16 protein-coding genes and 1 tRNA gene are annotated in these 17,087 nt (G+C 64.4%); 7 read left to right on the forward strand and 10 right to left on the reverse strand.

Features of this window, described 5'->3' with window-relative positions; translation table 11 throughout:
* Positions 1 to 19 precede the first annotated feature (19 nt).
* From BMZ97_RS18820 to BMZ97_RS18835, 4 genes are all read right to left on the reverse strand, one after another.
* Positions 20 to 1,096, reverse strand: coding sequence for an ABC transporter ATP-binding protein (locus BMZ97_RS18820; RefSeq protein ID WP_092172939.1), 1,077 nt, complete (start codon positions 1,094 to 1,096; stop codon positions 20 to 22).
* The gene (locus BMZ97_RS18825) at positions 1,089 to 2,795 is read right to left on the reverse strand and encodes an ABC transporter permease (RefSeq protein WP_092172942.1); all 1,707 of its coding nucleotides are present in this window, start codon (positions 2,793 to 2,795) and stop codon (positions 1,089 to 1,091) included. The genes BMZ97_RS18820 and BMZ97_RS18825 overlap by 8 nt, the downstream gene beginning before the upstream one ends.
* Before the next feature lie 105 nt (positions 2,796 to 2,900).
* Positions 2,901 to 4,010 (reverse strand): ABC transporter substrate-binding protein, encoded by a 1,110-nt coding sequence (locus BMZ97_RS18830; RefSeq protein WP_210188287.1) that lies wholly within the window; start codon positions 4,008 to 4,010, stop codon positions 2,901 to 2,903.
* Entirely contained in the window at positions 3,988 to 4,767 is a 780-nt protein-coding gene (locus BMZ97_RS18835; protein WP_175525618.1) for an IclR family transcriptional regulator domain-containing protein, read from the reverse strand. Before BMZ97_RS18835 ends, BMZ97_RS18830 begins: the two co-directional genes overlap by 23 nt.
* 272 nt (positions 4,768 to 5,039) lie before the next feature.
* On the opposite strand from BMZ97_RS18835, the gene BMZ97_RS18840 reads away from it, so the two are divergent.
* A complete protein-coding gene (locus BMZ97_RS18840; RefSeq protein ID WP_092172948.1) occupies positions 5,040 to 5,669 on the forward strand; it encodes a TetR/AcrR family transcriptional regulator in 630 nt (209 codons plus the stop codon).
* Between the two features lie 18 nt (positions 5,670 to 5,687).
* Complete coding sequence (locus BMZ97_RS18845; RefSeq protein WP_092172951.1) at positions 5,688 to 6,518, forward strand: AraC family transcriptional regulator; 831 nt, start codon at positions 5,688 to 5,690, stop codon at positions 6,516 to 6,518.
* A 37-nt stretch (positions 6,519 to 6,555) separates the two neighbouring features.
* On the opposite strand, the gene BMZ97_RS18850 is transcribed toward BMZ97_RS18845, so the two are convergent.
* The 4 genes from BMZ97_RS18850 to BMZ97_RS18865 are packed head-to-tail and all read right to left on the reverse strand — an operon-like array spanning position 6,556 to position 11,123.
* A complete protein-coding gene (locus BMZ97_RS18850; protein WP_092172954.1) occupies positions 6,556 to 7,923 on the reverse strand; it encodes an MFS transporter in 1,368 nt (455 codons plus the stop codon).
* A 47-nt stretch (positions 7,924 to 7,970) separates the two neighbouring features.
* Positions 7,971 to 9,074 (reverse strand): acetylornithine deacetylase, encoded by a 1,104-nt coding sequence (gene argE / locus BMZ97_RS18855; RefSeq protein ID WP_210188288.1) that lies wholly within the window; start codon positions 9,072 to 9,074, stop codon positions 7,971 to 7,973.
* An 8-nt stretch (positions 9,075 to 9,082) separates the two neighbouring features.
* On the reverse strand, positions 9,083 to 10,141 hold the full coding sequence (locus BMZ97_RS18860) for a Glu/Leu/Phe/Val family dehydrogenase (protein ID WP_092172961.1): 1,059 nt from the start codon (positions 10,139 to 10,141) through the stop codon (positions 9,083 to 9,085).
* Between the two features lie 34 nt (positions 10,142 to 10,175).
* Positions 10,176 to 11,123: a DMT family transporter gene (locus BMZ97_RS18865; RefSeq protein WP_092172964.1), complete on the reverse strand. Its 948-nt coding sequence runs from the start codon at positions 11,121 to 11,123 to the stop codon at positions 10,176 to 10,178.
* A 344-nt stretch (positions 11,124 to 11,467) separates the two neighbouring features.
* On the opposite strand from BMZ97_RS18865, the gene BMZ97_RS18870 reads away from it, so the two are divergent.
* Positions 11,468 to 11,542: transfer RNA gene (locus tag BMZ97_RS18870), tRNA-Gly, on the forward strand.
* 149 nt (positions 11,543 to 11,691) lie between these two features.
* Here the strand turns inward: BMZ97_RS18870 and BMZ97_RS18875 are convergent.
* Positions 11,692 to 12,780, reverse strand: coding sequence for a hypothetical protein (locus BMZ97_RS18875; RefSeq protein ID WP_092172967.1), 1,089 nt, complete (start codon positions 12,778 to 12,780; stop codon positions 11,692 to 11,694).
* Between the two features lie 806 nt (positions 12,781 to 13,586).
* On the opposite strand from BMZ97_RS18875, the gene BMZ97_RS31295 reads away from it, so the two are divergent.
* From BMZ97_RS31295 to BMZ97_RS18885, 3 genes are all read left to right on the forward strand, one after another.
* Positions 13,587 to 13,763, forward strand: a complete 177-nt coding sequence (locus tag BMZ97_RS31295) for a hypothetical protein (protein WP_158516160.1) — start codon at positions 13,587 to 13,589, stop codon at positions 13,761 to 13,763.
* A 36-nt stretch (positions 13,764 to 13,799) separates the two neighbouring features.
* A complete protein-coding gene (locus BMZ97_RS18880) occupies positions 13,800 to 14,387 on the forward strand; it encodes an SCO family protein (RefSeq protein ID WP_092172970.1) in 588 nt (195 codons plus the stop codon).
* Positions 14,388 to 14,613: 226 nt separating this feature from the next.
* Positions 14,614 to 14,808 carry a hypothetical protein gene (locus BMZ97_RS18885; RefSeq protein ID WP_092172973.1) on the forward strand — a complete coding sequence of 65 codons (195 nt, stop codon included), beginning with the start codon at positions 14,614 to 14,616 and terminating at the stop codon, positions 14,806 to 14,808.
* Between the two features lie 119 nt (positions 14,809 to 14,927).
* Here the strand turns inward: BMZ97_RS18885 and BMZ97_RS18890 are convergent, their stop codons facing one another.
* Positions 14,928 to 15,440, reverse strand: a complete 513-nt coding sequence (locus tag BMZ97_RS18890; protein WP_092172976.1) for a DUF4142 domain-containing protein — start codon at positions 15,438 to 15,440, stop codon at positions 14,928 to 14,930.
* Positions 15,441 to 16,130: 690 nt separating this feature from the next.
* Here BMZ97_RS18890 and BMZ97_RS18895 point away from each other — a divergent pair.
* Entirely contained in the window at positions 16,131 to 16,742 is a 612-nt protein-coding gene (locus BMZ97_RS18895) for a histidine phosphatase family protein (protein ID WP_092172979.1), read from the forward strand.
* Positions 16,743 to 17,087 lie beyond the last annotated feature (345 nt).

The raw sequence follows: 17,087 nt of genomic DNA on the forward strand, positions 1-17,087 counted from the left end.
TTCAAAGCGGGTCCCTTGTTCAAAGCGCTTCGGGGCCATTCTGGAAGATCATGATCGCCTCCGGCGGGATGCGGATCAGCACCTCGGGAGAGCTCGCCGCGCGGCTGGTTTGAACGCGAAGCCTGAAGCCTTGCCCGGTCATCTCGTGCTCATGGACCGAGCCGAGATAGGAACTGTGCGTGATCCGCGCCCCGAGCACATTCGCGCCGGGAGCATCGGTCAGTTCGATGCGCTCGGGCCGGACGGCCAGGACGAGCTTGCCGCTGACCGCGTCGGGGCAGGAATTGGCGACGAGCTGCGTGCCGTCGCCGAGCCGCAATTGTGCCTGCCCGGCGGAGCGGCCGACAAGCTCCGCCTCGATGAAGTTCGCCGAGCCGATGAAATCGGCGACGAAGGCGTTGGCCGGGCGCTCATAAATGTCGGTCGGCGTGCCCAGTTGCTGGATCTTGCCCATGCTCATCACCGCGATGCGATCGGACACCGCGAGCGCCTCTGACTGGTCGTGAGTGACGTAGATCGTCGTGACGCTGAGGCGCTCCTGCAATTCGCGCAGCCAGACGCGGGCCCGCTCACGCAATTTGGCGTCGAGATTGGACAAGGGCTCGTCCAGCAACAGCAGCCGCGGTCGGTAGACCAAGGCGCGTGCCAGCGCGACGCGCTGCTGCTGGCCGCCGGAGAGTTCGAAGGGATAGCGCTCGGCATATTTGCCCATCTCGACGAGATCGAGCCCTTCCTTGATGCGGCTGTCGCGCTCAGCGCGGCCGACCTTGCGCAGCTCCAGCGGGAAGGAGAGGTTCTGCGCCACCGTCTTGTGCGGCCAGAGCGCGTAGCTCTGGAAGACGAGGCCGATATTGCGCGCCTCCGGCGGCACGGCAATGCCCTTGGCGCCGTCGAAGAAGACCTTGTCGCCGATACGGATCGTGCCGGAGGTCGCTTCATTCAGGCCCGAGATCGCAAACAATGTCGTCGATTTGCCGCAGCCCGAAGGGCCGAGCAGCGTCAGGAACTCGCCGGAGGGGACGGTGAGCGAGATGTCGTCGACGGCGTTGACGTCGCCATAGGCGATGGTGAGACGGTCGAGAACGAGATCAGCCATAGATTTTGGCTCCCAGGACGCGGCGTGCGACGAGCACGAAGATGGCGGTGATGACGACCTGGATGGTCGCGAGAGCCGAGACGGGGCCGTTATCGCCCTGGGCCCAGAGCTGCAGCATGGTCGTACCGATGATCTCGGAGCCGGGCTGGAACAGGAAGACGGCCGTCACATACTCCTTGAAGAAGTGGATGAAGAGCAGCGCGAAGGTCGAGAACAGCGCCGGCTTGAGCAGCGGTGCGATGATCCGCGTCACCGTCGTCCACCAATCGGCGCCGGAGATGCGCGCGCCGCGGTCGAGCTCGTCGCCGATCTGGGCCAGCGCCGGCGCGATCGTGCCGAAGCCGACCGGAATGTAGCGCACCATGAAGGCGAGGATCAGGATCCAGATCGTGCCGCGGATCGCATCGAGCCCCGGCACCCAGATCACCGCATAGAAGAATCCAAGGCCGGCGATGATGCCGGGCAGCGAGCGCGGGAACAGCGCGATGTATTCGAGCGGGCGCGCGCCCTTGAACTCGGAACGGCGCGAGACCAGCGTGATGATCGCGACCAGGACGGTACCGATCACGCCTCCGATCAGCGAGATCAGCACCGAATTGCCGATCGAGCGCATATAGTTCGGTGTCTGGAAGATCAGGTCGAAATTCTTCGTCGTCAGCAGCGTCCAGAACGGCACGAGCGGGGTCAGGAAGCTGACGCTCGCACGCATCAGCGTGCCGGCGAAGACCAGGACGATCGTGAAGAAGACATAGGCGAACACCGCCGCGAAGACGATCCAGCGCCAGCGGCCGAGATCGAGCAGAGCGGGCCGGCTCGCCTTGCCGCGCACGGTAACGAAGCGGTTGCTGCCGACCATGAGGCGGCCCTGGAGCCAGACCAGGAAGGCGACGATCGCGAGCAGGATCAGCGCGGCGGCACCGACGATGCCGTAATCGGGCTGGACGGCGGCGTTGATGCCCTTGTCATAGAGGAAGCTGGTGATGGTCTCGATCTTGTTGGGAGCGCCGAACAAGAGCGGGATCGAGAGCATCTCGATCGCGACGACGAAGTTCAGCACGGTCGAATAGATCAGGGCCGGGCGCATCATCGGAACGGTCACGCTCCACAGCGCCCGGAACGGACCGGCTCCGACCGAACGCGCCGCCGCTTCGAGCTGCGCATCGGCCTTGCTGACGGCGCCCAGGCACATGAGATAGGCGAGCGGCGCCTGCGACAGCCCGGCGACGACGCCCATGCCGGAGAGGGAATAGAGATCCCACGGCGTCACGCCGGTCCAGCTCCGGACCGCCAGCGTGACGTAGCCCGAGGGGCCGTACATGGTGAGCCAGCCGAAGGCGATGACGAGATGGCTGACGAAGAGCGGCCAGACCAGGATCTCGCCGAGCCAGCCTTTGCCCGGCAGGTTGGTGCGCCCGATCACGACCGCGGCGAGCGCCCCGAAGACCTGGGCGAAGATGGTCGAGACAACCGCGAAGATCACCGTGTTGAGCGCGATCTCGCCGATGCCGGCCTCGGTGACCAGGCGGCCGAAATTGCCCGCGGTCAGCGTGGCCGAGGCGTCATAGAGCGGCCTGTTGAGGAAGGCTTGCATCGCGATCGGCGCGATCGGTCCGATGACGAGCAGCGTCGTCAGCGCGGCGACGCTCCAGAAGATCAGGCGCGAACGGTCGAAGCCCGTTCGCTCGAGGGCGGCATCCATGATGGGGCGAACCTTGTGATCGGCAACCTTGTGGTCGGCAACCTTGTGATCGGAGAGTGTGGCCGCAGCCGCCGGGGCGGCTGCGGCTGCGGCGTGCGGACGGCCTCAGCGGCCCTGCATGGCGGCGTTCCATTTCTCGACGAAGGGCTTGGCTTGCTCGATCAGCGCCTTGTCGAAGCCGACGACGATCATGTTCTTCTCGCCGACCTTCTGGGCGATGCCCTGATAGGTGTAGCGGACCTCGCTCTCCGCCACGTCCTCGCGATAGGGCACGAGTCCGCCCTTGCCGAGCAGGGTCTGGCCCTTGTTGCTGAGCAGGAAATCGAGAAACAGCTTGGCGGAATTGATGTTGGCCGCCTGCTTTGGAATGCCCATGCCGCGCAGCATCACCGGCGTGCCGTCATCGGGGAAGGCGAAGCCGAGGATCTTGCCGCCCGGCTCGTCGAGGCGCGGGAAGATGGTGATGCCGGAGACCGCGATGCCGACGACATATTCGCCCGCCGCGATCTTCTCGTTCATCGGCCCGCCCGAGACCTCGCCGCGGATCATCGGCCCGATCGCGCGCAAGGCCGTCCAACCGGCATCGCCCTTCTCGTGCAAGGTCTGCCACCAGGCCGCAAGGCCGAAGGAATTGCGCGCCGCATCATAGGTGGTGATCCGGCCCTTATAGGTTCCGGGATCGGCTGCGGCCATCTTGGCGAGCGAGGCGAGGCCGGTTGGCCGCTGGCCCTCCTTCAGAAGGACCGTGTTGTAGGTCAGCACCAGCGGATCGGACGAGGCCACGAACACGCCGGGATAGGGCTTGCCGAAGGCGGGCACCTTCTCGGCCTCGGGGCTCCTGTAGTCGAGCATGCGCCCGTCCAGGCCATAGGCGGCCCAGCGGTCATTGGCGCCGGAGATCAGCAGATCGGCCGTGCGCGCGCCGCTGCCGGCTTCGGCCTCCCAGCGCGAATGCACGGTGCCCGAGCCGAGATCGAGCGTCTCGACCTTGATCCAGGGATAGACCTGGCGGAAGCCGTCGAGCACCGGCTTCCAGTTGTTGTTCGCCATGTTGGAATAGATGACGAGCCCGTTTTCCTTGCGCGATGCCTCGATCGTCGCGCCGTAATCGGCGGGATAATAGCTCGGCGTGGCGGGCGCCTGCGCCAGGCCGATGCCGGGCGAGGCCACTAGCGCGGCGGCAGCGAGCAAACTAGTCAGAAGGCCCTTGATCACGGTCGTTTCTCCCTGTGGTTTTCGCAAAGAACGCCGAGCGCTTCGCAAGCTCGTGGCTTGCCTGCGCGGCGGCGGCGATGGTCAGCGCCTTCAGGCGCTCTTGGTCTTGCGCGATCCGCTCACGCGGTCCCGAGATGTTGAGGGCGGCGACGACCCTGCCGTCCTGCGACAGGATCGGCGCCGCGATTCCGGCTGCGCCTTCGACGACGCCCTTGAGATTGACGAAGGCGCCGTCGCGCCTGGCGGCTTCGACATGCGCCCGCACGGTGGCCGCCGTCGCCTCATCGAGCCCGGCGAGATAGGCCTCGCGCTCGCCTTGGCTCATCCCCGCCAGCAGGACGATGCCGCTGGCGACCTCGTGCAGGGTGCGCGCATGCGAGATATCCCGGTCGTAGCGGATCTCGCGCAGGGGCAGGAGCTTGTTGAGGTAACGGATCTTGCCTTCGGTCAGGATGGCGATGAAGCCCGACTCGCGGGCAGCATCGACGGCTTCGCGCAGGACGGGTTCGACGACCCGCAGGATCGTGCCCCAGCCCTGCTGCCCGGGAGAAGGCTCGCCCGGCAGGCGGATGAGCACATAAAGCCCGTCGGGCTGCCGCAGGACATAGCCGGCCGAAACCAGCGAGCGCAGCAGCAGCAGCGCACTGCTCTTGGGCACCGCCATCGCCTGCGTGATCTCGGCAAGCGTCGCCGGCTCGTAGCGGCGCGCCAGCCATTCGATGAATTCGAGGATGCGCTCAGCGCCTCGCCCACTCATCTGTCGCCTCATCCCGTCGTTCAGTATTTTGAACGTGTTTTATTTTATGAATGAGCCATAGCGCCCGAGCGCCCGGGCTGTCAAACCGCGCAAGGTTGGAATCGCCTCGGTTGCCGGTGTGGAGCAGGACATCTTCGCGGCTTTTTAGTCCCGGTTATGGGAACGCGGATGATCGTGCTGAGCCCTGAGCGCGGCCCATGGCGGTGTCAAAGGCATGCATGGCAGCGAGTAACGCTCTAGACGAGACGTATCGTCTCGCATAGCGTTGGCACATGAGCTCCGCCACGATCACCGCTCCCCGCCGATCGGCGCAGTCCCATGAGGCCGTGCTTGCGGCCGCCGCCGACATCGCCGGCCGGCGCGGCTACGGCCATGCAGGGATCGAGGACATCGCCGCGCAGGCCGGCGTCGGCAAGCAGACGATCTATCGCTGGTGGCCCAACAAGGCCGCGCTCTTCATCGAGGTCTATGGCCGGCTCGTTCCCACCGGCCTTGGGGCCGAGAATGCGGGCAGCCTGGCCAGCGATCTGACGAGGCTCCTGCAGCGATTATCGGAGCTTTATGCGGACACGCCCGCCGGCAACATCCTCTCGGGGCTGATCGCCGAGGCCCAGGCGGATCCCGGTCTCGCCAGCCAGTTGCACGACGCCTATGTCGCGCCGCGCCGGGAGATTCTGCGCTCCATCCTGAAGCGAGCCGCTGTGCGCGGGGAAATCGCCTTTCCCGACAACGCGGACTTCATCATCGACCTGTTCTCGGGCGCCGTCTGGTTCCGAATCCTGCTCGGCACGCGCCGTCTGGACCCGGCATTCATACAACAGCTCGTCGACGCGCTGCTGCGCATGGTCCAGGGCGCTGAGCCTGCCATGGCGATGCCCGCGGACATCCTGGCGAAGGATTGATCAAGGAGGGTTTTTGCCATGGCGCGCATCGATCCACTCAATGTGGCCCACTACTGGCGGGACCACCGCCTGGATGGCCTGAGCCTGATGCGTGCCGACTTCCAGACCCAGCACTATGCCCCGCATCGCCACGAGGCTTTCGTCATTGCCGCGACCGAGTTCGGCGGCTCCGTCGTCAGGAGCAGGGGGCTCGTCGAGCAGGCTAACGCCTCAACCTTGCTGGCCTTCAACCCCGCCGAGCCGCATTCGGGCGGCATGGGAGCGAGCCGGAGATGGCGCTACCGCTCGCTTTATCTCGAGCAAGCCGCGATCGATGAGGTGGCGCGGGGGCTCGGCATCGATGCGGTGCCCTATTTCACCCGGAACCTGTTTGCCGATCTCGACCTCATCTCGCGCTTCCTCCTGTTGCACGGTGTGCTCCAGGATGGGCGCGACGTGCTCCAGGCCAATGAGCTGATGATCTCGACATTCGCGATGCTGTTCGCGCGCTATGGCAGCGGCGGCGGCCGCATCGAGCCCGCGCCCCGCGATCGCGTCAGGCTGAAGACGGCCCTCGAGATGATCCGGGCGCGGCTGAACGAGGCTCTGTCCCTGTCTGACCTCAGCCAGGTGCTGGCGCTGACCCAGTATCAGGTCATCAGCCTGTTCAAGCGGACGACGGGGCTGACGCCCCATGTCTATGTCACGCAGCTTCGCCTGGACGTGGCTTGCCGCCGCCTCGCCCAAGGCGCTGGCATCGCCGATGTCGCGGTCGATTGCGGTTTCTACGATCAGAGCGCCCTGACCAGGCACTTCAAGCGCTGCTACGGCCTGACCCCGCTGCAATTCGCCACTGCCGCCCGCAGCTGAATGGGCCGGGGAGCTATCGCCCCCGGCCCTTGAGCAATCAGCCTTCGCGACCGGCCGGAGCCAGGATCGGATCGGGCATCCCGCGGCTTTCGGAGGCTCCGCGCGGGCGGCCATGCAGCGCCAGGATGATCGCGGCACTGAACGCCACCGCCGCAGTCACATACCAGGCCGGCGACAGGCCGTTGCCGGTCCTGGCGATGAGCCAGGTCGCGATGAACGGCGCAAAACCGCCGAATATCGTGACGGCGAGATTGTAGGCGATCGAGGTGCCCGTCGAACGGATCTCCGCCGGGCATATTTCCGCGATCGCGGCCGGCGCGGTTCCGGTGAAGGCCGCGATCAGGGTCGCGAAGACGATCTGGAAGGCGAGCAGCGACCATAGCGTCGGCGACGCGCTGAGGAGCGCGAGCAAGGGATAGGTCAGAACCACGATGGCCAGCGCCGGACCGACCAGAAGCGGGCGGCGGCCGATGCGGTCCGACAAGGCGCCGAAGACCGGCGCCAGCACGAGCAGCACGACCAGGCTGACCGCATTGGCCAGGAAGGTCGTGCTCTGCGGCAGGTGAAGCTGGCGCACCGCATAGGTCGGCATGTAGATCAGGAAGAAATAGGTGCAGACGGTCCAGGTGATCGTGATGCCGAAGCCGGTGGCGATGCTGCGTTTATGGAAGCGCAGCGCCTCGCTCAGCGGCGAGCCGGGCAATTTGGCGGCGGCTTGCGTGAACTCCTCGGCTTCCTCGGTCTGCGCGCGGATATAGAAGCCGACGGGGCCGATCAGCAGGCCGAGCAGGAAGGGGATGCGCCAGCCCCAGCTCTCCAGCGCCTCCTGGGAGAGCAGGCCGGTGATGGCGGCGCCCAAGAGCGAGCCGAGCAGCAGGGCGCAGGCCTGGCTGGCCTGCTGCCAGCTCGCGAAGAAGCCGCGGCGACCGGGCGGTGCGTGCTCGACCAGGAAAGCCGTCGCGGCGCCGATTTCGCCCCCGGCCGAGAAGCCCTGGATCAGGCGCGCGAGCACGATGATGGCGGGAGCCCAGGCGCCGATGCTGGCATAGGTCGGCGCGAAACCGATCATAGCGGTGCCCAGCGCCATCAGCAGGATCGTCACCGACAGCGCGAATTTGCGCCCCCTGCTATCGGCCATGCTGCCGAGCACGATGGCGCCGACGGGCCGCATGAAGAAGCCGACGCCGAAGGTCGCGACCGTGAGAAGCAGTGACACCGTCTCGTCGCCAGTGGGAAAGAAAAGCCGCGAGATGATGATCGCGAAGAAGCCATAGACCGCGAAGTCATAGGTTTCGAGCATATTGCCGATCGTCGCCGCGATGATGGCGCGACGGGATTTGGCGCGCATGGTCGCCGATACCGGCCCGGACTGCCCGAGGCCTGCTTGCATCTGTTCTGCCGACATGAAGATCCCCTTGTTTTTGTGTTGCCTTAAGCTGTTTTTGTGTTGCCTTAGGCCTCGGCCCATTGCGTCGTGCGAGCGAGGAAGCGGGTCGCTTCCTCCAGCTGTTCCGCCGCGATCCATTCATCCGCCTGATGCGCTTGCTCGATCGAGCCCGGGCCGCAAACGACCGTCGGGATGCCCGCCGCCTGGAAGAAGCCGGCCTCGGTTCCAAAGGGCAGCTCCAGCAGCGGCAAGGCGCCGCCGAGCTCCTGCGCGATCGCGAGCGCCGGATTGTCCGCCTCCGGCCGCAGCGGCGGGATCGTCACGGTTTCCCGGATTTCAGGCGGCAGGCCCGGCGGCGCCGCGCGCGCGATGAACGCCTCGGTCGTGCTCCTCAATGCGGCGATGTCGGCGCTCGCAGCCGGCCTTATCTCCCAGAGGACCTCGCAGCGGCCCGGCACGATGTTGATGCCGGTCCCGCCGGAGATCTGACCGACATTGAACGTCGTCCGGTCGTCGCCCGCGGCGTCGTGAGCCCCGTGCCCGTCGAGAAGGCCGACGAACCGCGACGCGGCCGCGATGGCGCTCACTCCCTTGCCGGGATTGCCGGAATGCACGGCATGGCCGTGGAAAATCGTCCGGAAGCCGAGATAGCCGCGATGGCGATCGCCGATGCGCATGCCCGTGGGTTCGCCGACCACGACGAGGGCCGGCCTGGACAGGTTCGCGACGAGATCGGTGATGAGCCCCGGCACGCCGAAGCAGCCGATCTCCTCATCATAGCTCAAGGCCAGGTGAACCGGGCGCTTCAATCGCGCCTGCCCCCATTGCGGCGCGAAAGCCAGGCAGCAGGCGACGAAGCCCTTCATGTCGGTCGCGCCGCGCCCGTAGAAGCGGCCGTCGCGCGGCGTCAATTCGAAAGGGTTGCTGCTCCAGCTCTGGCCGTCGACTGGCACCGTATCGGTATGGGCGGAGAGCACGATCCCACCAGGCACATCCGGACCGAAGCTGGCGAGCAGATTGGCCTTGGCGCCGCCGGCATCATGCGTGAGCCGGATCCTGGCGCCGGCCGTTTCGAGCAGGGCCGCCGCCCAGCCCACGAGCTCCAGATTGGAGTTGCGGGAGGTCGTGTCGAAGGCGACGAGGCGATGGAGCAAAGCGGCGGGCGTCATCGGGTCGCTCATGCCGCCCGTGCCCTGGCCGATGTCAGGCGTTCCTGCGCGACATTGCGCGCCGCGGCTGCCGTCGGGATGCCCGCCTCGTCCGCCAGTTCGTAGATTCCCGACAAGGTCTCGCCGATGGCGCGGACGCGCCGCTCGGCCTCCGCCCGGTCGAGGCCGATCCGCTCCAGCGCGAGCTGGATCATCCCGCCGCCATTGATCACATAATCGGGCGCATAGAGGATGCCGCGCTCCCGCAGCATCGCATCGTGGCGAACCTCATCGGCGAGCTGGTTGTTGGCGGCGCCCGCGACCACCGAGACCTTGAGCTCCGGCAAGGTTATGTCGTTGATGACCGCGCCCAGCGCGCAAGGGGAAAAGACATCCGCTTCGACGGCATGGATCGCCTGCGGATCGGCCGGCCTGGCGCGAAAGACCCGGACCGCCTCCTGCACCAGCTCCTCGCGGACATCGCTCACGATGAGCTCGGCTCCCGCCTCGGCAAGCAGCCGGGAGAGATTCCAGCCGACATTGCCGAGCCCCTGCACGGCGACGCGGACGCCTTTGAGGTCGCTCCGGCCGAGGCGATGGCGAACGCTGGCTTCAATGCCGGTGAAGCAGCCGAGCGCGGTGCGTGGCGAGGGATCGCCGCTGCCGCCAAGGCTCTCGGGCAGGCCGAGGACATGGTCGGTGGCGGCGCCGATCTCGGCCATATCGGCGACGGTCGTGCCGAGGTCCTCGCCGGTGACGTAGCGCCCGCCCAGCCGCGCGACCGCCACGCCCACGGCCCGGAGCAAGGCCGGCGTCTTGTCGCGCCGCGGATCGGCCATCACGACCATCTTGCCGCCGCCGAACGGCACGCCCGCGACGGCGGCTTTCAGGCTCATGCCGCGCGAGAGGCGCAGGACATCGGTCAGGGCCTCGGTCTCGTCGGCATAGGCGCGGATGCGGCAGCCGCCGATCGCCGGCCCGAGCGCCGTGCTGTGGACCGCGATGATCGCGCGCAGGCCGCTCGCCGGATCGCAGACATGGACGATCTGCTCATGGCCGGAAAAGTCGATGGAACGGAACACCGTCATGCCTGGGGTCTCTCTTGAGCGGGGGAAGGATCGATCATGGCTTGGCTGAGGTTTCGCGCGCCGGGCCGAAGCCGATCATGCGCAATGGCAGGACCGCGATCGCGAAGCCGAGCAGAATCAAGGCGATGCCGACGAGGTGGAAAGCCCGGACGGGCTCGCCGAGCAGAAGGAAGGCGAGCGCCGACGAATAGACCGCCACCAGATGGAATGACGCGCCGGTCAGCGTCGGCCCGAGCGTCGCGACGCAATGGTTCCAGCACGCAGCCCCGACCAGCGAGGCGAATATGCCGATGAACAGCACCGAGGCGACGGCGTAAGGCTCGAACGGCAGCGACCGCCCCGACGCCTCCTCGCCGATCCAGAACGGCAGCAGCAGGACCATGGTCACGAGCGACATCACCGCCAGGAACGCCATGTCGGAGAGGGTCCTGGGCCGATAGCGCAGCAGGACGGAATAGAGCGCGTAGCCGGCGACCGCGAGCAGGACCAAGATTTCCCCGCCGCCGACCGAGAGCGAGGCCAGCGCCGCGATGTCGCCCTGGCCGATGATCCAGGCGACGCCGATGAAGGAGATCACGATGCCACTGATCGTCCGTAGGGACGGAACATCGCGCGCGATGATCCAGGCGAAGAGCGGGACCATCAAAGGCAAGGCGGAGTTGAGCATCGCGGCGGTGGCCGCCGGCGTGGTCTGCAACGCGACATAGTTGAGGATCGGGTAACCGGCGAAGCCGCTGATGCTGATGGCGGCGATGAGGCGCCAATGCGCCAGGATGTCCCGGCGCTTGGCGACGAGTTCGCGCCAGACGAAGGGCAGAATGCATAAGGACGCCACCACCCAGCGCCAGAAGGTCAGCCCGAAGGGCGGCAATTCGCCGGCATAGGCCCGGCCGATGAGCAGATTCCCCGCCCAGAACAGCGGCGGGAACGGCAGCAGCGCATAAGGCCTGCGCCAGAGATCGCCGATGCCCCGCGCGCTCACGATGCTGCTCCCTCGCAGGCGAAGCAGCCGCCGACGCGCTTCGTCGTCAGCGGCAGCCTATCGAGATCGCGATAGTGGAATCCGTGCGCCATGCCCTGCCAGCCGTTTTGAGCGTTCCGGGCAGGGTGATGCGAAAGGCGGCTGATGCTATTGGCGAAAATCGAGGGTTTTGGAAAAGAAACGCCGCCTCCTCATCGCCCCAGCGAACCGACGATGCCGCTTTGCCAGGCAATGCCCACACGAATCGAGATGGTGCATTGGCCCTTATTGGGAGATGACTCGTGCCGACGATCCCGCTATGGAGGTCAATGTCGGCGGCAGGCGCATTGCCCGCGAACCGGCATGCGGGCGTAGTTCAGTGGTAGAACGTCAGCTTCCCAAGCTGAATGTCGTCGGTTCGATCCCGATCGCCCGCTCCAAAATCCCTTTGATTTAAACGGGTTGCCCGCATTTGGCTTCGCTGGCCGTCAGAATCTGACGGGACAGGGTTAAATGATTTCGATGTGTTACCGCAGTCCAACCCTCGCGCGCGGCTAGTGCCCGCGCACGACCCGTCGCAGATGTATCATCAGTTGCTGGCAAGCGCGGCTTCGCACGCTGCAATGGCATCGTTGATCTCGTCGTTGATCCAGGGGGTAGAGCCCTTTCCCAACCATTTGCGCAGCCCGCTAAGCAACGACGGGTTGGCTATCGCATGGGCAGCCTGAAACGTGCCGTAACCACACTCACTCCGCTCCAGCTCGCGCAAGACAAGCGGGAGGGCTAAGACCGAATCGCGCTCTGCCAGCCCAAGAAGTGCCTCTGCACGAACGGACGCATCACAGTCCTGGGTCGCCTTCAAGAGCGCCTCTCGCACTGTGGGTGTGTCTATCTCCAGCCCGGCCAACAACAGGGTGGCCCAATCGCGGTTCGACGTATCTGCGTCGCTCGTATAGCCAATTAGCAAGCGCAGATTCTGCTCGGCAAACTCCGTCCCGGTAAGAGGCACCTCGCCGTTGGCGGCCTTGACGAGAAAGTCCGAAGCGGGGACGTAACCATCGTACATGCCCTCGACGTGAGCGGAACTTGCCACGTAGAGCTGGATTGCTTGCGCCGTCGCCTCGGCTCGCTTTTCCTGACCCGAGCGGACGCCGAGCACCATATGTTCGCGCTCGATCCGAAGGAGATATTCGACCGCTTGCGCAAGTGATCCGCCCGCACGAAAATCAGCTGCGACCTTGCGAAGGTAGTCATCGTATTCGTCGGCGAACGACTTCTCATGCCACTGCTCTCCGGCAGCGAGCAAACCGATTGGGTCCCAATTTCGCCAGCCGATTTCGCGCAGGCCTGGCAGCAGATCATCACTCACGGGCCTAGTCAGTTCTATCGTGTCGGTGAATGTCAGCGTCAGTGTTGCACGCTGCGAGCCCGGAATTGCTTTGAGAGCCAAATGCGCTATCCGGCCGGTCGATGGCATCAGCGTATCAAACATGATCGTCTCCCTGTCGAACTTAACGCCGGAGACCTCAAAATGCTCGCCGTCATTGGCATCGACGGCGGTGATCTTGAGCCCACCGCCCTCCACGACAATCTCGTATTCCGCACTGTTGTAATCGTCTTCGGATCGCCAGCGACCAAGGAGTGCGGTAGGAAACTGCAAGAAAATTACGTTGCTCATGCCAGTCTTATCCGCTGAGCGAGTTAAGGGCCGCTTTCGACCCATAGCGGACTAGCTCAAGAAAGGCATGGCTTCGCGAGGGCGATGCTCGGGCGGTCAAAAGCGATAACTTCAACAATGGTGTTAAGGCCGCCAATCAAGAAATGGCGAAGTCGATGCGCTTGAGATACCTGACCCATTATACCTAGATTTATTTCATTTAGGTATGGACTGCGATCAATCTCGCAGGCAAAAGCCGGCTGAACGCCCTCGTCGTGTCGTATACGCCAATAATAATATATCTCGCCCTCGTCTTGAGATCTAAAACTCGTGATATTGTTGAAAATGACCCATAGACTTGAATCACGACGAATCGAATATTAGATTATCAGCCTCCATCCCGTCGCGCTTCCGTATGATATGTTTATGATGTCGCCAATGTCCGATGGCGTATCGCCCCATGGGACTAGAGCATTTAATTCCACGATTGGCGAAAAACCCGACACTCGGTGTTCGCTGTCGTCATCCATGCGTACCCCACATGAGAAAGTCTTTTGGGGCGCGGGAGATAGCATGCTGGAAGCGCAATGTCTGTTTCCGACCCATAGCCGACATTAGCAATGACAGCCCCCAATCTCACTTGTGGCTGTTTTGTCGCTGTCCTATTGGGGAACGCGGGCACGTTAGATCAAAGGCTTAGCCCCGCTTCCCAAGCTGAATGTCGTCGGTTCGATCCCGATCGCCCGCTCCAACCCTCCCTCAGCGCTCATGACCTGCGTCACGGACGCCGCTTCCGGCCGCGGCTGCGCGGGGGTATGAGTTGGCCCATGACGCAAGCGCAGGACGATCCGCAGCAGGATACGGCTCCGCCGTCGCGCGCGGGCATCCTGCTGCTCGCCGGCGGCGCGCTCGGCCTGCTTTTGACCGGGCTGCTGCTGTGGTGGCGCGAAGGCGACCGGCTTTTTACCGACGGTCTCATCGCCGCCCTCGTCGCCTGCTTCTGAGCCCCATCCAAACGCCCTGAAACCGGATCGTCCGCCGTGCAACGCCGCCTCATCCTGCCCCTGATCGTCTTCCTTCTGGGGGCGCTCGCGCTCGCCGCAGCCGCGATCATCACCTTTTCGCCGACACGGCAGAATCAGACGGGAACGGCGAGCGTCGGCGGGCCGTTCTCGCTGACGACCCCGGACGGCAAGACGCTGACCGACAAGGAGCTGCGCGGCGCGCCCTTCCTGGTCTTCTTCGGCTTCACCCATTGCCCCGACATCTGCCCGACCAAGCTGTTCGAGATCTCGGAGATGCTGCGCGCCGCCGGTCCCAAGGGCGAGAAGCTGCGCGCGCTCTTCATCAGCGTCGATCCCGAACGCGACACGCCGGAGACCCTGAAGAGCTATCTCGGCAGCTTCGATCCGCGCATCGTCGGACTGACCGGCGACCAGGCGGCGATCGACGCGACGGTCAAGGCCTATCGCGCCTATGCCAAGAAGGTCCCGCTCAAGGATGGCGACTATACCATGGACCACACCGCGCTGGTCTATCTGATGGGCAAGGACGGCAGCTTCGTCGGCGCCTTCAACAGCGAGCGGCCGCCGGCGGAAGCTGCGGCGGAGTGGCTGCGGCATCTCTAGAGGCTGTTCTGAGCCAGGGGGCCGATAGGGAAGCCAACTGGCCCGCGGCGCAAGCTTCGATCACTCCAGGCGCCTCACGCCATCCCGGGCGACTGACGGACCATGCCGTTGCGTCATTATCCTGGAGAAGAAGCGGATCTTCCAGGGATGTCCGCCTCATAGGCGCGGAACTGTGAAGCCCGGCGCGGCGTTACCAGCACGGCATGAACCGCCGCTGGAGGCATCGATGGCCGATTCAAAACCGAATGTTAAACTGGCGCCTGAGGGACAAGCGGAGATGTCCTACAATGCGGCCATGACGCGGATTCAGGAGCTTGCCGGATCCGCCGAGAACACGGCCGAGCGCGACGAACTGGAAAGGCTTCGCGGCGAGGTTCAAGATTACGAGCGTAACCTCAGCCGAGCTGAGATGAAGCATTAGGGCGCTTTCGAGCGAAGCGGACACCGGTTCGCATGAAGCCGCGTTCAAGAGCGCGGCGTCGAAGGCCTCAGGCTGGCCGCCTGACAATCACCCTTCGACCCCATAGCTCATAACAGCCTCTAAGCCGGCAGCTTATGCATGAGTTCCAGCTGAGCCAGGTGCTCTTTGACATGGCCGCGAATCAACATCGCGATCGAGCGGTGGGTCTGATTCTTGCCGTTGGTCAGATAGACCTCCTGAATTTGCAGGAGCCGCTGGTGTCCCTCGACCTGCCCCTTCACATAGGCCTTGTCGAATTCCGGACCGGACGGCATCGCCTTCAGAATCTCGACCATGGCTTTCGCCTCGGCACTCAAGGGCGGAGGTGCGGTCTCCGACATGCCGGTGGCAGCCTTGACCACGGATGCCACGACGTCTTGCTCCGCCGCCTCGAACTGGGCAAATCGCCGGACATTCGCATCGACGGCCTTTGTGGCAGCCGCATGGCTTGCCTCCAGCGACATCGCGCTCGCTTCCAGGGTTTCCGCAGCATGCTTCTGTTCAGGTGAAATCCCGGCCGGTGCGCCTTGTCCGAATGCTGCCGAGGGGAGAGCGGAAACCATTGCTGCTTGCACAAATGTCCGACGGTCCATGAAACGCTCCCCAGATTGGCTAAAACTTAAAAGGGTTGAACGTCCGCTGGCGAGAAATGTTCATTTGCGCGCGAAGCCTGGCATCCGCGGGTTAGACGCGTCCAAACCGGCCTCGACTGGCGAGAGTGCCTGATTGTGACAGGTGCCGCCCCGGCCACCACTCGATCACGTCGCATTCGGACGATGCCGTCCAAATGCGAGAAACGTGATCGATTCTAAAAGCTTAGAGCATTGCTCACGCGAAAAACCGGTACCCACTTTTTCGCGCAATGCTCTGGGAGGGGACGGACCGGGGCGGCAAGGCTGCGCAAACGCGACGCCCGATCGGTTAGTCGCGGCAGAACCGGAACAGGTTCACAAGGCACGCCACATTCTGGATCGGACATCGCTCGAACCGGCCATGCCGAGCGCCGCGGTCGCACAGACTGCTGCCTCAAACGTGCCGCCATCGATGTAGCCTTTCGACATAAGGCTGCCTTCGACGATCGGGAGGATGCCGGGCGAAATTCCAGAACCGAATGTTGTCGAATATGCTGCTCGCCATGCTGACACTGATGATGAAGGCCGTCAGGCGCCGGCGTGCGCGGACCAGACGGCGGCGCAGGCCCTGACTGCGACGATCAGCGCGGCCGGCGCTGAAGCAGTGGGGAAACCGTATGGGGGCGACTTTGCCAGCCAGCGAGGTTTGAGATGAGACAGCCAACCATACGGGCCTTGGTCATCGCGCTCTGCCTCGGCAGCACTTGTGCGCTGGCGGCGTCCACGACCGAAACCATCGTGCTCATCCGCCACGGAGAAAAACCGCCGGAGGGCCTGGGGCAACTGGATTGTCGTGGCCGCAATCGCGCCATCCGGCTTCCAGCGGTCCTGGCTCGCGAGTTTGGCAAGCTCGATGCCATTTTCGCTTCTGATCCGAGCCATCGGAAGAAGGATAAGGGCGTCAAATACGACTACCTGCGACCGCTGGAAATCGTCGAACCCGTCTCCAAGGCCTCTGGCGTGCTGGTCGATACCCGCTTCGGCTACAAACAGGTATCGAAGCTGGAGACGGCGCTGGACGACCCCGCCTATCGCAACGCGACCGTCCTTGTCGCCTGGGAACACAAAAAGCTCGTGGAGTTGACCCGCAGCTTGCTCGGCAACAACAGCGGGGATCCCAAACAGGTGCCGGCTTGGGCCGGCGATGATTTCGACGGCATCAACATTGTGCGGATCATCCGCGAGAATGGGGTGACGAAAGCGACGTTCGAGCGTCGCCACGAAGGGTTGGACGGGCAATCGGAGACCTGCCCAAGCCCCTAGAGCCGGATGATTTCAGCTGGAATCACGGAGTGGTCCCAGCTGAAATCTGAATCCGTCTCTCATCAAAAGTGAGAGCAGGATCTAATGCAAAAAACCGGCTCCCACTTTTTCGCATCCTGCTCTAGGCCAATGTTCGACCCAGCTGGATCGCTCAATTGCCCTAGCCCCTTGTTTCGACGCGTTTCTTCACGCGAAGCTGTATCCACTTCGCTCTCAAGCGCTCCGACGCTCGCCCTTTCCCGCGTTTCCAACCCGGCCAGCGCTGCGTGGCGCAGGCGCGCTATTAACCGTCACCGAACCCGCCTGCTGAATTCCGTTGCGTCAGATCTGTGGAGAGCGCACGAG

The organism is Allobosea sp. OK403 (assembly GCF_900113835.1).
Lineage (GTDB): Bacteria > Pseudomonadota > Alphaproteobacteria > Rhizobiales > Beijerinckiaceae > Allobosea.